Here is a 15,417-nt window from a genome sequence, read left to right on the forward strand (position 1 = left end):
TCGGGCGGCGCGCTGACGCAGGGGGCGGCCTCGGAGCGGGCGCTCCGGGGCCGCCCCCTCGAAGGAGTTGCCCTAGCTGGGGAAGGGCCAGGTCGGGCACCACGGCGGGATGTACTGGCCGGGGTAGGGCGGGCCCCACGGCGGGCACGGCGGGAAGGGGTTGGGAGCGGGCGGTGCGGAGCTCCAGAGCACCTTGCCGTTCAGCTCGACCGCGATGGCGCCCTCGTTGTAGATGGCGAGGTCGGCGCCGGTGCGGCCGCCGGTGTTGCTCGCCCAGAGCGGGGTGTTGTCGGCCGCGTACACGACGAGGTTGCCGTCGCCCTGCATGGCCAGGATGTTGCCGTTGGGCATGGCGCCCTTGGCCACCCAGATCGGGGTGGTGTCGCGGTACAGGACGACGTTCCCGTCGCCCTGCATGGCCAGCATGATGTGGTGGTCCGGCGAGTACCAGGCCTGGTTCCGGTAGAGCACGCTGTTCGCCGGGATGCGGGTGGGTGCGGAGAGCGCGGCTGTGGTGGCGGCGGGTGCCTCCGCGGCCGCGGGGGTGCTCGGGGTGGGGGCGGCGTCGGCGGTACCCGTGGTGAGGGTGCCGAACCCGATCGCGGCGACGGCTGCCAGAACGGCGGCTCGTATGCGGGTGCTGGTGCTCATGGGTGGGCCTTGGATCCTTCCGACGGAGCAGGGTGCGGGACAGCGGATTCCGACGACGGTTCTGACGTGTCGTCATCCTTCGGTGCGGGCGCCGGGATTCAGGCTACGGCGGCTGACGTGGGGCGTTGCGGCAGATGCACCGGCAGCTTGGCGGCACCCCGGGTGGATCCGGTCGCGCGCCGGGGGAGTGGGGGAGCCGTGCCGGACGGGAAGGTTGGGAAACTTTCCTAACGAAAGCCATTGACCGCGCCGCCCCGGCCCCCCGATTCTGTAGGCGCCCGGGGTGGCCACCGCCGTCCACCGCGATACCGTCCCGTCTCCCCTGATCCGCCGTCACCGCGCGGTGGGTTCGCGAAAGTGAGTTGGCATGCGCATGTCTGTTGGAGCCCGTCTCGCCGCCCCGCTGCTGGCCGCGGTCCTCGGCCCGGCCGCCCTGCTGGCCGCCCCGGTCCAGGCGGAGGCCGCCCCCGCCCCCGCCGTGCCCGCCGCCGCGGCGGCCGTGTCCGGGATGGCCGCCGCGCCCTACGAGTACCTGGGCTGGGGGAACCCGCAGAAGCCCACCGACGTGATGAAGGCGACCGGCGTGAAGTGGTTCACCCTCGCGTTCATCCTCTCCGACGGCGGCTGCAACCCGAAGTGGGACGGCACCCGTCCGCTGGCCGGCGGCTCCGACGCGGCCGCCATCGCGTCGATCCGGGCGGCCGGCGGGGACGTCATGGTGTCCGTCGGCGGCTGGAGCGGCAACAAGCTCGGTGAGAAGTGCTCCAGCGCGAGCGCGCTCGCCGGGGCGTACCAGAAGGTGATCGACGCCTACAAGCTCAAGGCGCTGGACATCGACATCGAGAACACCGAGTTCGCCAACGCGACGGTCCGTCAGCGGGTGGTCGACGCCCTGAAGATCGTCAAGAGCAGGAACCCCGGCATCGTCACCTACGTCACCCTGGGCACCACCCCGACCGGCCCGGACGCCAACGGCAAGGACCTGATCAAGCGCGGTGCCGCGGCCGGCCTGGCGAACGACGGCTGGGTGGTCATGCCGTTCGACTTCGGCGGCCACAGCGGGACCATGGGCCAGGCGACGGTCGGCGCCCTGAACGGCCTGAAGGCCGCGGTGAAGAGCGCCTACGGCTACAGCGACGACGCCGCCTACCGCCACATCGGCGTCTCCTCGATGAACGGCAGGACCGACGAGGCCGGCGAGACCGTCACCACGGCCGACTTCCGGACCATCCTCGGCTACGCCCAGCAGCACCACCTGGCCCGGTTCGCGTTCTGGGCGGTCAACCGCGACCGCGCCTGCGGCTCCGGCACGGACGCCGACGCCTGCAGCGGCGTCGCGCAGTCCCCTTACGAGTTCACCAGGATCGTGGCGCAGTACCAGGGCTGAGCGCACGAGGTTGACGCGTCGGCGGGTCCGGGGGCGGCAGGCCGGCGGGTACGCGAGGCGGGTGCGGTCGGGACGGCCGCGCCTACGCCCGCCGCCCGTCGACCGCCTGCTGCCCGTCCGGCACCTCCTCCCGGTCGATCTCGTCCTCGCGGACGAGCCAGAGCGCGAGCACCGCGCCGACCAGGCTCACCAGGCCGCCGAGCAGCAGCACGACGTTGAGGCCGTCGAGGAACCCGGCCCGGGCGGCCGCCTGCGCGGCGTCCCGGGCCGGTTCGGGGAGGGCGGCGAGCGCCTGCGGCAGGCTGCCCGAGGAGGCGGCCTCGATCAGTTCGCGCGGACGGGCGCCCTCGGCGAGCGGTGTGCCCGCCGTCAGCTCGCGGACCTTGTCGGCGCCCCGGCCGATGAAGATCGCCCCCCAGACGGCGATGCCGACCGCGATCCCGACCTGCCGGAAGGTGTCGTTGATGCCCGCCGCCATGCCGCTGTTCTCCTTGGGCACCACGCTGACCGCCACGTCGGCGATCACCGGGTTGATCAGGCCGACCCCGGCGCCGCCGACCAGGAAGCCCGCCAGCAGGCCGGTCCACGTGTCGTCGGGCTGGACGTCGCCCATCAGCAGCATGCCCGCGCCGACGGCGACGAGGCCGACGCAGAGCATCAGCCGGGCCTGCACCCGGGAGAGCATGATGCCGGCGATCGGCGCCACGACGAAGCTCAGCGCCGTGATCGGCAGGTACCGCACACCCGCCTCGAACGGGGAGAGCCCCAGGTAGTTCTGCAGGTAGAGCGTCAGGTAGAGGAAGAGCGCGAAGAGCGAACTGGAGACGGCGAACGCGGCCAGCTGCACGCCGGTGAAGGCGTGGCGGCGGAACAGCCCGAGCGGCAGCATCGGCTCGCGGACGCGGCGTTCGACCGCCACGAAGACGGCCAGCAGGACGACCGCGCCGACGAACAGCGAAACGATCAGGGCGCTGCCCCAGCCCTCGGCGTTGCCGCGCACCAGTGCCAGGACGAGCAGGAAGAGGGCGCAGCTGAAGGAGGCGACCCCGGCCCAGTCGATCCGGGTGGCGTTGGGGTCGCGGCTCTCGTTCACCTTGAGGGCGGTGACGACCAGTGCCGCGGCGCCGATCGGCAGGTTGAGGTAGAAGATCCACTCCCAGCCGAGCGAGTCGGTGAGCGCCCCGCCGACCAGCGGGCCCACCGCGACGGCCACGCCGATCGTCGCCCCGTAGATGCCCATCGCGGTGCCGCGCTCGCGGCCGGGCGGGAACTCCTGGGCCACCAGGGCGAGGGAGACCGCGAACATCACCGCGCCGCCGACGCCCTGGACGGCGCGCGAGACGTTGAGGAAGACCGGGTTCGGCGCCAGTGCGCAGAGCAGCGAGGCACCGGAGAAGACGACCAGGCCGGCGGCGAAGGACCGGCGCCGACCGAGCCGGTCGGCCAGCGAACCGGCCGTCAGCACCAGGGCGGCCAGGGAGAGGGCGTAGGCGTCGAAGACCCACTGGAGGTCGGTGAAGCTCGCGCCGAGGTCCTCCCGGATCGACGGCAGGGCGACGTTGACCACGGTGATGTCGAGCAGCAGCATGAAGGTCGCGACCGAGACGGCGATGAGTGTCCACCACTTGCGTTGCACAGCAGCCGGTCTCCTTCGGCGGCGGGCGCCTGGCCCGGCGGCCGGGGTTCGGCCGCGACGCCACCGACCGTACGCAACACCGGGACGCGGACCCGGGCCGACACGGCCGGACGCGCCGGGGGAGGCCCTGTCCGGCGCAGGCCGGCACGCCGCACGCGACGGGCCGTACGCCGCTGTCCGCGGGCCGGGTGGTGGAGGGGGATTCGCCGCAGCGAGTGATCGGCGGCGGGCCGGTGTCGACGCTCCGCGATCGCCAGATCTCGATCTGCCAACAAGTGTGTGAACGGTGTCGAAGGTGTGTCGTGAGATCTGATGGAATCGCGCTCTTCATCCCATCGGAACGGAGCGTTCTCCCCTTATGCCTTCACGGATGCGCGGCGGCCGGCGCGGACTGGCCGCCGTCGCCGGACTCGTCATCACCGTCGGTCTGGCGCTGACCGGCTGCGACCCGGCGGCCGGTGACGCCGCGACAGCGGCCGCCACTGCTCCCGTCGCCACGGCCCCGGCCGCGGTGACGACCACCTCGACGCCGACGCCGGCCACCCCGACCGCGACCGCCGCCGCACCGACGGCCGCCGCACCGACGGCCGCCGCGCCGACCGCGGCTGCGCCGGAGGTGCCGGCCACCGCCGCAGCCCCGGCCCCGCCGGCACCGAAGCAGACCACGGCCAAGCCCCAGGCGCCCGCCACCAAGGCGGCGCCGGAGCCCAAGGCGACCACGGCCAGGCCACCGGCCGATCCCGAGCCCGAGACCGCCCAGCCCAAGGCCGATGGCACCTGCGAGATCCGTTCGAACGCGGGCAACTGCTACCAGGCGGGCCAGTTCTGCCGCGACGCAGACCTTGGCAGGAGCACCCATGACGCCAAGGGCCGGGTGATCTACTGCCGCATGGTCAGCGGCAAGCCGCACTGGCAGGCCTGAGAAGCCACCGGCCGGCGGGTCTGCGCGGGGGAGTCCTCCGCCGTCGACGGGCTGGCCGGCCCGCAGCTGGACTCGGACCGGGCGCCGGCAGGCGCCGGCGCCCGGAGGCTCAGTGGTCGCGGTGGGTCACCGGGTCGGTGACGGGCCGGGCGGCCAGCGTCTCCCAGAACAGCTGCTCGTACGCCTGCAGGAGGGTGCCGTACTCGCGGGCGGTGGCGACGTCACCGTCGCCAGGGGATTCCGGGGCCAGGGCGTCGGCGGCCTGTAGCTCCAGCGCGTCGGCCGGCCGGGCGAAGAAGTCGAAGAAGGCGCAGGCCTCGTCGGAGAAGCCGTAGTGGCGGCGGAGCCCCTCGGCGACGACGGCACAGTAGCCGCCCCAGGCGGTGAAGTTGGCGACCAGCGCGAGCACGACGGCGGGCGGGCGGCCGTTCAGCGCGAGCCAGGCCAGGTAGGCCGGGTAGGCCTGGCAGCCGGGCAGCGGAGGGCGGGCGGCGGCCTCGTCCGGGCCGGGGCCGCAGGCGGCGGCGAGCGCCGGCAGGGTGCGCAGGGCCGCGCTCTCGCCGTCGGCGAGGGTGGCGAACCAGGTGCCGAGCGGCCGGTCGGCACACCGGGTGGCGAGCAGCAGCAGGCTGCGGCGGTCGGAAGTGATGATCCGCTGCTGCTGGGCGGCGAGTTCGGCGAGCACGCCGAGCGGGGCCGCGCCCGAGGCGAGGGCCCGGACCAGTGCGGGATCGTCGCCGTTCGGAGCCAACTCGGAGCGGATCGCGTGGAGTTGTTCGGTGATGCGCTGGTCCACCGTGCACCTGCCCTTGCCGTTCGCCGGGTCCGGTCCCCGGCTGCCATTCCTACCCCGGTTCGCCGTCGGCGCGGCGCCGACCCGCCGTCGGCGGCGACCGGTCGACGAGCCGGCGGGCCGTCTGGCGCGCCGACCCGGTCGTCGGACCGGAAACCCGCTGGTGGGTGTGGATCACCGGCCCGTAGACTCCGGTGCTCGTGACCGAGACGAACGCCGATTCGACCACCGTTCCCCCCGCGGAGACCGCAGCAGGCGCAGCGACGTGGCCGGCCCCGGCCGGCGTGGCCGCCGACGCCGAGCTGATCGGCGCGGCCGTGACCGCCGCCGGCCGCGGCCTGGTCGACCGCGAGACGGTGGCCGAGGTGGTCACGCTCTGCGCGGTCGCCGGGGAGCACCTGCTGGTCGTCGGCGCGCCCGGCACCGCCAAGTCCGAGGCCGTGCGCCGGATCGCCGGACAGCTCGGCGGGCGGTACTTCGAGTACCTGCTCGGCCGCTTCACCGAGCCGAACGAGCTCTTCGGCCCCGTCGACCTGCGCGGGCTGCGCGAGGGCCGGGTCGAGTTCGAGACCGCCGGAATGCTGCCCGAGGCCGAGATCGCCTTCCTGGACGAGGTGTTCCTCGGCTCCACCGCCGTGCTCAACACCCTGCTCGGGCTGCTGAACGAGCGGGTCTTCCGGCGCGGCCGCACCGTCCTGGACAGTCCGCTGCGGGTCTGCGTCGGAGCCGCCAACCGCCTGCCGGAGGACCCGGCCCTGGCCGCCTTCGCCGACCGCTTCCTGGCCCGGGTCTTCGTCGAACCGGTCGCCGACGCCCGGCTGGAGGAACTGCTGGAGGCCGGCCGCCGCCCGGCGGCCGCCCCCGCCGCTCCGGGCGACCTGCTCGGTGCGATCGACCGGCTCGCCACCGCCGCCCGCGCCTGCGACCTCGACGAGGTCACCCCGCTGCTCGGTACCGCGCTGCGCCGCCTGCGCAGCGCCGGCGTGCCGCTCAGCGACCGCCGGGCGGTGCGCTCGCAGCACCTGGTCGCGGCCGCCGCGGTGCTGGACGGCCGGACCACCGCCTCCGCGCGCGACCTCTGGGTGCTGCCGCTGATCGCGCCCACCGCCGACACCCAGGCGCTGGCCCGCGACACCCTGGCCGACCTGGTGGAGAAGGCCGCCAACCGCAGCCTCGCGCACGCCGCCGAGGAGCTGTCCCGGAGCACCGCGGCGCGCGTCGAGCGGCTGGCCCGCTCCGGCAGCGCGCTGCTGGCCGAGCACCGCGGCCTCCCCGCCGGGCGCGACTCGCGACTGCGGCTGGAGGCGGCGCTGCGGGAGATCGACGCCGGTTTCGACCCGGCCGACCTCCCCGCCGCCCTGGCGGGGATACGTGCCGATCTGGTCGCGGCGGTCGCGCCCTCGTGACCACCGCTCAGCCGCCGTCCCCGGCCGACCGCCACGACCCCGCCCGGCCGGGCTCCCACCACCGGGCCGTCGACGGGCCGAGCACCCGGCCGCCGGCGTTCCCGCTCCACTGGGAGCGCCGGGAGCCCCCGCTGCCCGCGGCCGCCGTCCTCGCGCTCGGCGACGCCGTGCCCGCCCTGGCCGCCGCCGCCCGGGAGCGGCTGCGCGCCGGCGCCCGGCTCGGCGTGCTCCTCGACGACGACCCGGGCCTGCCGGCCGCCGACCACGCCCTGCTCGTCCTCGGCGCGGAGGCCGACCTCCCGTGGGCCGACGGCGCCCGCTACCTGGGCCGTGACGCCGGCCTGCTGGTTCCCACCACCGCCCGCCCCGGGCCGGCCGCCGCGCTCTGGCGCCGGGCCCTGGGCGCGGTGGAGGGGCAGCTCTGCGCCCTCGTCCCGGGCCGGGCGCTGGTCGCCGACCCGCCCCCGCCGCTCACCTCCCCGGACGCGCTCGACGCCCCGGCCGGCCCCGGCGCGTCCGCGGCCGACCCGGCGGCGGCCGACGCCCCGGCCGCAGCCGCATCCACCGCCGCGCCGCGGAGCGTCCGCCCATGACGAGCAGCCGCCTGCCCGCCGCCCTCGCGCCGTGGGCCGCCACCCTGTCCGCCCTCACCCCCGAACTCGCCCTCGCCCTCGGCCCGCTGCTGCTCCGCCTGGACACCCTGGTCGGCGGACACGAGCCGGTCGTCGACACCACCGGCGAGCCGGACGGCGTCGGCGGGCTGGCCCGCACCGGCCGGCCGGACCAGCTGCTGCCCTCCGAGTGGCTGCTCGCCGACGAGTTCCCGGACGAATTCCTCCGCCGCCTCGCCGACGGCGAACTGCTCCACCTGGCAACCGAGTTCCGGACTCCGGCGGTGCGCGGCCGGATCGCCGCCCTGGTCGACACCGGCCCCACCCAGGCCGGCGCCGGGCGGCTGGTCCAGCTCGCCGCGCTCCTCGTCCTGCACCGCCGCGCCGCGGCGCGCGGCACCGAACTGGTCGTCGGCGTGCTCGGCGACCCGCCCGGCCACTGGCTCGCCGGCGAGCTCGCCGAGCTGCTGCCGGCCTGGCTCTCGGCCCGCCGGGCGACCGACCCGACCCCCGAGGACGTACAGCGCGCCCGGGCCGCCCTCGACGACGCCGACCAGGCCTGGCTGCTCACCTCGCCGCGCCTCGCCGACCGGCTCCCCGCCCACCCCCGGGTGCTGACCGGCGAACCGGCCCGGTGGACCGCCGACGGCGCCGACCGCGTCCTCGTCCGGCTCGCCGGCACCACGGCCGAACTCCCGCTGCCCGCAAGCGACATCGCCGTCCGGGCGTTGCGCGGCGCGGAGTTCCGGCGGGCCGAGCCGGCCGCCGCCCGGGCCGGCCGCCGGTGGGCGACGGGTGGCCTGGCGCTGCCCGCCTTCCCCAACGATGCCCGCACCCTGATCGCCCGGGGCGCGGAGCCCGGCACCCTGTACGCCGTCAACCTGCCGCACGCGGACGGCCGCCGGACGCTCGGCGTCCGCCCGCGCCGCCACGACCTGCCCGGCCCCGTGCTCGCCGCCGGGCGCATCGCCCGCCGTCTGATCGCCCTCCACATCCGGGGCGACCGGCTCGTCCCGTACGTCGCCGGCCGGCCGTTCGGTGAGCCCGGCTACTACACCGCCGACCTCGTCGACCTCGACACCGACCTCGACGCGGTGGCGGAGCACTTCGCCCGCCCGGTCCTGCCGCTGCTGCGCGAGGGTGACGACCTGCTGCTGCCGTTGTCCGGTCGCTGGTGGCGGATTTCACCGGACGGCACCGCCACCCCGGACGGCCAGGCCGGTCGGGGCACCCACGACCGGGAGCAGTTCAACCCGTTCCGCGAACCGCGGCTGTTCACCATGCTGATGCCGCTGCCCCAGGCCGTCGGCGCGCGCCACTTCCTGCACAGCAACGGCACGCAGGCCTGGTCGGACGACGGGCGGTCGTGGCGGGTGATGGACGAGCTGGGGGAGGAGAGCCGGATCTCCCTTCCCGAGCACGCCGACGTGATCGGCCTGGTGAGCGGGCGTGAGCCCGCCCTGATCACCTGCAGCCGGGACGGGCGGACGGTGCGCAGCGTCCGCGCCGACGGCACCCGGACGCTGAGCCACTTCTCCGGCGGCCGCGGCCCGGTCGCCCTGCACCCCAGCGAGCCGCTGATCGCCGTCGAGAACGCGGCCGGCCTGATCCTGATCGGGGACGCCAACACCGGCCGGATCGCCTTCCAGCTCGGGAGCACACTGTGAGCGCCACGCCGGGCGCGGAGTTCCGCGCCACCGTCACGGCCGCCGGCTTCGTCCTCGACGCGCCGGTGATCGGCACGGCCGAGGCCGCCGAACGCGTCCTCGCCGGCTGGCAGGAGGGTGCCGCGCTGCACGCGCTGCCGGACGGCCGCTGGCTGCTCACGCTCGTCGAACCGGTCGAGGCCCGCGCCGACCGGGCGCCCGGGCTGCCGGTGGTGCGGACGGACAGTGGCGGCCTTTCGGCCGTGGGTGCCGACCCGGCGCCCGCCGCTCCGGGCCGACTCGCCCTCTCCACGGGCGGTGTGACGGCCGTGCACCGGCTGTCCGACCTGACCGAGCTGGACCCGTCCGGTTGGCTCGACCCGTCGGGCCTCACCCTCCACCGCCCCCGGCCGGTCGGCCCCGCCGAACCGGAGGCCGCGCCCGTCCGGGAGGACCTGCCGCAGCGCCCCCGGCCGGACCTGCGGAAGGCGGCCGGCATCGGGCCGCGGAGCGAACGCGCCCGGCGGCTCACCGAGGGCGACCACCTGCGCCGGGGGAACGGCGACGGCCGGGCAGGCGGACGGCGACGGCGGTTCGTCGGCCGGCTCCGGCCGCCGTCGTGGGCCGGACGGCAGCTGCGCCGGTCGTCCCCGGCCGGGCGGGCCCGCCGGACGCGGCTCGCCGGACCGGCCCGTGTCGTCCCCCGGCTGCTGCTCGGTGGGGTGGTGGTCCCCGGGATGCTCATCGTCCTCTACCGCCAGCTGACCATGAAGGACAGCCCGTACCCGGGACTCGGGCTGGTCGTGCTCGCGATGATCCTGGCCGCCGCCCAAGGTGACCGCCGCACCGCCGGTGCCGGTACCACGGCCGGCGGCGCGACGGAGGCCGGGGCCGCTTCAAAGACCGGGTCCGCCCCGGAGGCCGGGTCCGCTTCGGAGGCCGGGTCCGCCCGGCCGCGCCGCCGACCCCGGCGCCCGCTCCTCGGCGGGCTGCTGGCCCGCCTGGCGCTGCGCAGCCCGGCCGGCGCGCTGATCCGCGACCGCCACGCCCGCTACCTGCGCGAGCTGACCCGGGCGTTCGAGCAGCGCCGGTGGGAGGCCGCGCTGCGCGACGCCGTCCGGCTGGCCGGCGACCGGCCGGCCGGGCACCGGCCCTGGCTCGGGCTCGGCCTGCCCCGCCGCCGCACCGGCGCCCTCCGCCCCACCCCGCACGTCGACACCGCCGGCGGTGCCTCCTCCCCGCTCTCCGGCCTCACCGTCCACCAGCACCTCGCGGCCCTCTACCGGCGCGCCGCCGAGGAACTGGAGCGCGTCGGCCGGATCGACGAGGCGGCGTTCGTCCTCGCCGACCTGCTGGACGCCCCGGCCGAGGCGGTCGCCCTGCTGGACCGGCACGGCCGCAGCGGCCAGGCCGCCGAGCTGGCCGAGGGCCGCGACCTCGCCGCCGATCTCGTGGTCCGGCTCTGGTGGCAGGCCGGTGCGCACGAGCGCGCCCTGCGCATCGCCCACCGCCGGGCCGCCTTCGCCGCGGCCGTCGGGCGCCTCGCGGCCGACGACCCGGCCGCCGGCCGCGAGCTGCGCCGGGCCTGGGCCGCCCACAGCCGGGAGGCCGGCGACCACCTGGGCGCCGTCGAGGCGCTCTGGCCGGACGAGGCTCTGCGCCCCTTGGCCGCCGCCGACCTGCGCGATGCGGTCGCCCTCGGTGGGCCGACCCGCGGCCGCGCCCTGCCGTACCTGCTCGCGCTGGGCGCGGGGGAGGCCACCCGGGCCCTCGCCGTCGCCGTCCTCGACAGCGACGGGGACGGCGTCGCCACCGGCCGTTCGGCACTGGCCGCCGCGCTGGCGGAGCTCCCGGCGGCCGGTCCGGCCGCGGACCGCGAACTCGCCACCGCCGCAGTCCGCGCGGTCGTCCGCGACGGCGGCTTCGGCGGCACCCTCGGCGAGCCCGACGCGCAGGCCCGGTACCAGCGGCTGCTGAAGCGGGCCGATCCGCTGGTCGCCGCCGACCTGGCGAAGCCGCGCCGGGCCGCCCGCCCGGCGGCCGGCACCACCGTCCACGCCCACGTCGCGGCCGACCGGCCCGGGACGCTGCCGGTGCTGGACGCCGTCCTGCTCGGCTCCGGCGCCGTCCTGGTCGCCTGCGGGCAGGCGGGCGTCCGGCTGCTCGCCCCCGACGGCCGAACCAAGGCCCGCTGGGACGTGCCGGCCGACCAACTGGTGCCGGCCGATCACGGTGGCGCCGTGCTGCTGGTGGCCGGCTACGGCCAGGTCCAGGAGATCTCCCGGCTCGACCTCGCCACCCGGTCGGTCCGCCCCTGGACGACGCTGCGCACGCGGCAGATCGTGCGCTCCTTCGACGGCCGTCACCTCATCACGGTCGACCAGGACGGCATCGCGGTGCTGGACACGCTCGCGCCCCGGCCGACCGTGGTCTGGCGCGAACTGGGCGACGGAGAGCAGGTGGGCGGGATCGCCCGCACCGCCACCGGGTGCGCGGGCGTGGTGCTCTCGCCGGCGCGGGACGGCTCGGCGCTCGTCGAGCTCTGGCGCTGGGACCTTCCGGGCTGGGAGCTGCGCTCGCGGCTGCGGCTGGGCGGTGTCCCCGGCCGGTCGGCGGCGCTCGCCTGCGGCGGCCTGCTCACCGCGCACCCGGTCACGGCCGAGGAGCCGTCGGCCGGTGCGGGGCCGTCGGCGGGCGCGGAGGCGTCCCCGGACGGCGGGCCGCGGGGCCGGACCGAGCTGCGCTGGACCGCCGAGCACCCGTTCCCCCGGCCCGCCGCCGCCCCCGTCGTCGACGGCTTCGCGCCCTACGGCCCGAGCTCCGACGGCAACCACTGGGCGCTCGCCGTGCCGGGCCCCGACGGCAGCGGCGTGCTGGCCCATACGGGCAGCGGCCCGGGCACCGCACCCACCGCCACCGTGTTCGTCCCGCACGCCGACCTGCCCGTCCTGGGCGTCCGCCGCCACGCCGACGCCGTCACCCACTGGCACCGCTCCGGCCGCGTCCTCGCCACCACCCCGGACGGCGCCACGCTGCTGGCCAACCTGCGCGTCACGGCCGACTGACGGCGGCCGTCGGCGGCGGCCACGAGGTCCTCGTCGGGCCCGGGCCCGTCCGGCGCGCGCGGTGGGCGCGGTGGGCGCGGTGGGCGCAGGGGACGCAGGCCACCGGCGGCCGGGAGAGCCGGTCGCGGCGGGCCTGCGGCGCGGTCAGCACCAGGCGGCGCCGTCGTGACTGGCGGTCAGTTCGAGCGTGTGCTCGCCCGCCGGCACGGATCGCACCCCGCCGGCGGCGGCCGCGTCGGCGAAGGAGAGCGAGAGGTGGACGGTCAGGCCGTCCCGGGTGCGGGTGAAGCAGAGCGACCTGCTCGCCGGCGCGTCGGGCTTCTCCGGCAGCCAGCCGTTCCCGGCCGCGGCGGACCGGACGGAGGCGATGACGTCCTCCCGGGAGCCCGGGTGGCCGAACTCCCGGCCCGCGTAGGCGAAGCCGTCGTCCCCGTCGCACCCGGAGTACGCGTCGCCGGCCCGGGTCGTCCCGGGCCGGGCGTCGTTCAGGATCGGGTCCTCGGCCAGCTCGTCGGCGAGGCGGGCGTCCCGCAGCGTGCAACCGGTGAACGCGCCGGTCGTCACCCACGCCCCGCCGAACAGCGCGGCCGCCACGACCAGCCACACCAGTGCCCCGGTACGGCGGCTGTGCTTCGTCATGGCCGCGGAGTCTAGGAGCTGCCCGGCAAATGATCAACATCGTGCAGTCCGTCCCGGGCGGTGCGGCGGCGGCTCCGGTGTCGGTCAGCCGAGGAGACCGAGCCGCTCGCCGCCCCGGTCGTGCAGCCGCCGGAAGAAGGCGAGCACACCGGCGGAGCCGCCGGCCCAGGTGGCGCTCGGCCGGGTCAGACCGGTGTCCGGGAAGACCGGACGGGACGCGGTGCCGCCGCTGCGGCTCAGGATGATCGCGGCGACGGTCTCGGCGGCGTCCCAGAACTCCTCGGAGCCGGACGCCCGGGCGACGTCCACCATCAGCTCGCCGACCCCGGACAGGCCGCAGCACTGGGTGACCAGCGGCATCCGCGGCGCCAGCGCGGCGCAGGTGCGGGCCGCCTCCTGGGCGAGGGCGAGGTACTCGGGTTCGCCGAGGCGGTCGGCGGCCCGGACGAGCACGGCCCCGATCCCGGCCAGGCCCCGGCACCACGAGCCGTAGCGGCGGGTGGCTCCCGGTCGGGTCGCCGCGGCGATGATGCCCGGAGTGAGGGCGGCGAGGTCGGCGCAGGCGCGCTCGGCCCGGGGCCCGGCGGCGGGGCCGCCGGACGTGCCGGCGTGTTCGAGCAGGAAGTACGCGACACCCGCGTCGCCGTGCGCGAGGCCCTGGCGCAGCGCGGCGTTGCCGATCCTGTCGGCGCCGCCCGGCGTCAGCCGGGCGGCGCCGGAGGCCAGCATCCGGTCGCACGCGGCGGCGACGGCGAGGTGCCGGTCGGCGAGCGGGCCGTCGCCGACCGCGGCGGCGTGCCGGGCGAGCAGCAGGCGGCCGATGCCGATGCCGGCGACGCCCTCGATCTGGTCGGCCTCGGGTGGCCCGCCGTCAGGTCCGCGGGTGGGCAGGGCCGGGTGCTGCTCTCCCGTCCCCGCCCCGGCCCTGGCGAGGAAGAGCTCGACTCCGGTGCGGCCGGAGTAGAAGCCCGGTGACAGGGCCCTGGACTGACGCGCCGTCCACTGCGCGAGGGCGTCGACGGCTTCGCGCACCCCGCGCCGGTGGAGGTGGTGCAGGAGTTCCAGGCCGAGTCCGGAGCTTCCGCCGTAGACGTCGATCGGCGTCGGGACGGCCGCGCGTGCGGCGAGCTCTGGGTCGGCGATCCGGTTCGCCTCGTCGACGCAGAACGCGGTCGTGTGCGCGACGATCTCGTCGAGCAGGCCGCCGTCGAACCGGATCCGGTCGGGCCCCCGGGACGACCGGAACGCCTTGGGCGCTACAGGTGCCTCGGCCGCTCCAGGTGCCGCGGCCGTCCTCGCCGCTCCGGCCCGGAGCCGGTCGGCGCCCGCGGTCCGCACGGCCGGGTCGAGGCTGGTCAACTCGGCGATGACCGACCGGATCCAGTGGTGCTCCTCGCCGGGCAGGGCCCAGGCCAGGCCGGCGAGGGTGCGGTCCCGGTTGACGGCGGTGTCGGTGTCGACGATCACCGGATCCATGCCGGTGGCGGCGAAGCAGAGCGTCGCGCCGAGGGCGTAGTAGTCGTCGGCGGGCTCGGCCGTGCCGGTCCGGCGGCGGACCGGGTCGCTGTAGCCGGGGGTCGAGCCGTCCGGGCTGCTGCCGTTCAGCGCGCTGATCCCGTAGTCGATCACATGGCACCGACCGGCGGCGTCGAGCACGACGTTGTCGGGTTTAAGGTCACGGACGACCACGCCCCGGCGGTGGATGCCGTTCAGGACGCGGATCAGCTGCGCGGCCAGACCGGCGAGCGTGCGCGCCGGCCGGGCCTCGTGGCCCCGGTACGGGCCGTTCTCCTGGACCTCCCGCCGCAGGTCGCGGTCGCCGCAGCTGGTCATCACCAGGTACTCGTCCGAGCGGTGCCGGAAGTAGTCGAGCGCGCGGGGCACTCCGGGGACGCTGTCGAGTGCGGCCAGGACCGTCCGCTCGTTGCGGAGCCGGTCGCGGGTGTCGGCGCCGGACTCGTCCTCGGACACGAAGGCCCGCGCCTGCTTGACGACCACCGCCAGCCCGGTGTCCCGGTCGACCGCCCGGTACACGTTGCCGTGCGGTTTGCGGGCGATGCCGCCGGTGACCCGGTAGCGGCCGCCGCCGAATCCGGCGGAGGCCGGCGGGCGGGCGCCGTGCCCGGGCCGGTTCGCGAACGGGTCCTCGGCCCAGGGCGGGCACCGGTAGGAACCGCCGGCCAGACCGTCGAAGGCCCGGCCGTCCGGGCCCACCATGACCGACTCCAGCCGCCCGCTCCGGCCGGTCCGGTAGTCGCCGGTGAAGGGCCCGTAGCGGTAGTAGACGGGGGCGTGCGGATCGACCCGGCGGTCGCTGACGATCGCCGGACCCTCCCGGTCGCGCAGCAGGGCGACGAGTTCGTCGGCGAGTGCGACGACGGCGCCGGGCGCCGGGTAGACGGTGATGGCCTTCCCGACCACACCCGCACTCGCCGCACCGGAGTTGATCTCGCGCAGGGTCTCCGGACTCCGGGCCCACTTCGCGTGGCAGACGTGGCGGGCGAGCACCGGCAGGACGAGGCCGGTCACGGTGTCCAGTTCGCCGGGCCGGGCCGAGATGTGCAGCTTCCAACCGTGGTCCATCGCCGGCATCCGCGGATCGTTCAGGTACGACCAGGTGTCGTCGGACCATCCGCTGCGGCCGGCGATGGACTCGGTCAT

Annotated in this window: 11 protein-coding genes; 6 read left to right on the forward strand and 5 right to left on the reverse strand. The window is 76.6% G+C overall.

The window, feature by feature from the left end:
• Positions 1-72: 72 nt before the first annotated feature.
• The gene (locus RMN57_RS35670) at positions 73-651 is read right to left on the reverse strand and encodes a hypothetical protein (protein ID WP_313767443.1); all 579 of its coding nucleotides are present in this window, start codon (positions 649-651) and stop codon (positions 73-75) included.
• A gap of 367 nt (positions 652-1,018) precedes the next feature.
• Here RMN57_RS35670 and RMN57_RS35675 point away from each other — a divergent pair, with 367 nt between their 5' ends.
• Positions 1,019-2,038, forward strand: coding sequence for a chitinase (locus tag RMN57_RS35675; RefSeq protein ID WP_313767444.1), 1,020 nt, complete (start codon positions 1,019-1,021; stop codon positions 2,036-2,038).
• An 82-nt stretch (positions 2,039-2,120) separates the two neighbouring features.
• Here the strand turns inward: RMN57_RS35675 and RMN57_RS35680 are convergent, their stop codons facing one another.
• The gene (locus RMN57_RS35680) at positions 2,121-3,674 is read right to left on the reverse strand and encodes an MFS transporter (protein WP_313767445.1); all 1,554 of its coding nucleotides are present in this window, start codon (positions 3,672-3,674) and stop codon (positions 2,121-2,123) included.
• Between the two features lie 370 nt (positions 3,675-4,044).
• Between RMN57_RS35680 and RMN57_RS35685 the strand changes: the two genes are divergently transcribed.
• Positions 4,045-4,596 (forward strand): hypothetical protein, encoded by a 552-nt coding sequence (locus RMN57_RS35685; protein WP_313767446.1) that lies wholly within the window; start codon positions 4,045-4,047, stop codon positions 4,594-4,596.
• 109 nt (positions 4,597-4,705) lie between these two features.
• On the opposite strand, the gene RMN57_RS35690 is transcribed toward RMN57_RS35685, so the two are convergent.
• Entirely contained in the window at positions 4,706-5,392 is a 687-nt protein-coding gene (locus RMN57_RS35690; protein WP_313767447.1) for a transcriptional regulator, read from the reverse strand.
• A 197-nt stretch (positions 5,393-5,589) separates the two neighbouring features.
• On the opposite strand from RMN57_RS35690, the gene RMN57_RS35695 reads away from it, so the two are divergent.
• Genes RMN57_RS35695 through RMN57_RS35710 form a run of 4 tightly spaced genes read left to right on the forward strand, consistent with a single transcriptional unit; the run spans position 5,590 to position 12,117 of the window.
• A complete protein-coding gene (locus tag RMN57_RS35695) occupies positions 5,590-6,795 on the forward strand; it encodes an AAA family ATPase (RefSeq protein ID WP_313767448.1) in 1,206 nt (401 codons plus the stop codon).
• On the forward strand, positions 6,792-7,388 hold the full coding sequence (locus RMN57_RS35700; RefSeq protein WP_313767449.1) for a hypothetical protein: 597 nt from the start codon (positions 6,792-6,794) through the stop codon (positions 7,386-7,388). The genes RMN57_RS35695 and RMN57_RS35700 overlap by 4 nt, the downstream gene beginning before the upstream one ends.
• Complete coding sequence (locus RMN57_RS35705) at positions 7,385-9,073, forward strand: hypothetical protein (protein WP_313767450.1); 1,689 nt, start codon at positions 7,385-7,387, stop codon at positions 9,071-9,073. The genes RMN57_RS35700 and RMN57_RS35705 overlap by 4 nt, the downstream gene beginning before the upstream one ends.
• Entirely contained in the window at positions 9,070-12,117 is a 3,048-nt protein-coding gene (locus tag RMN57_RS35710; RefSeq protein ID WP_313767451.1) for a bpX6 domain-containing protein, read from the forward strand. The genes RMN57_RS35705 and RMN57_RS35710 overlap by 4 nt, the downstream gene beginning before the upstream one ends.
• Positions 12,118-12,261: 144 nt before the next feature.
• Here the strand turns inward: RMN57_RS35710 and RMN57_RS35715 are convergent, their stop codons facing one another.
• Positions 12,262-12,756 carry a hypothetical protein gene (locus tag RMN57_RS35715; RefSeq protein ID WP_313767452.1) on the reverse strand — a complete coding sequence of 165 codons (495 nt, stop codon included), beginning with the start codon at positions 12,754-12,756 and terminating at the stop codon, positions 12,262-12,264.
• Between the two features lie 84 nt (positions 12,757-12,840).
• Positions 12,841-15,417: a class IV lanthionine synthetase LanL gene (gene lanL, locus RMN57_RS35720; protein ID WP_313767453.1), complete on the reverse strand. Its 2,577-nt coding sequence runs from the start codon at positions 15,415-15,417 to the stop codon at positions 12,841-12,843.

Source organism: Kitasatospora sp. CM 4170 (genome assembly GCF_032110285.1).
GTDB lineage: Bacteria > Actinomycetota > Actinomycetes > Streptomycetales > Streptomycetaceae > Kitasatospora > Kitasatospora aburaviensis.

What these genes read in the sequence shown, in the direction of transcription:
- RMN57_RS35670 (WP_313767443.1), bottom strand. Translation starts at nt 651, where the DNA reads ATGAGCACCAGCACCCGCATACGAGCCGCCGTTCTGGCAGCCGTCGCC.
- RMN57_RS35675 (WP_313767444.1), top strand. Translation starts at nt 1,019, where the DNA reads ATGCGCATGTCTGTTGGAGCCCGTCTCGCCGCCCCGCTGCTGGCCGCG.
- RMN57_RS35685 (WP_313767446.1), top strand. Translation starts at nt 4,045, where the DNA reads ATGCGCGGCGGCCGGCGCGGACTGGCCGCCGTCGCCGGACTCGTCATC.
- RMN57_RS35705 (WP_313767450.1), top strand. Translation starts at nt 7,385, where the DNA reads ATGACGAGCAGCCGCCTGCCCGCCGCCCTCGCGCCGTGGGCCGCCACC.
- RMN57_RS35715 (WP_313767452.1), bottom strand. Translation starts at nt 12,756, where the DNA reads ATGACGAAGCACAGCCGCCGTACCGGGGCACTGGTGTGGCTGGTCGTG.
- lanL (WP_313767453.1), bottom strand. Translation starts at nt 15,417, where the DNA reads ATGACCGAGTCCATCGCCGGCCGCAGCGGATGGTCCGACGACACCTGG.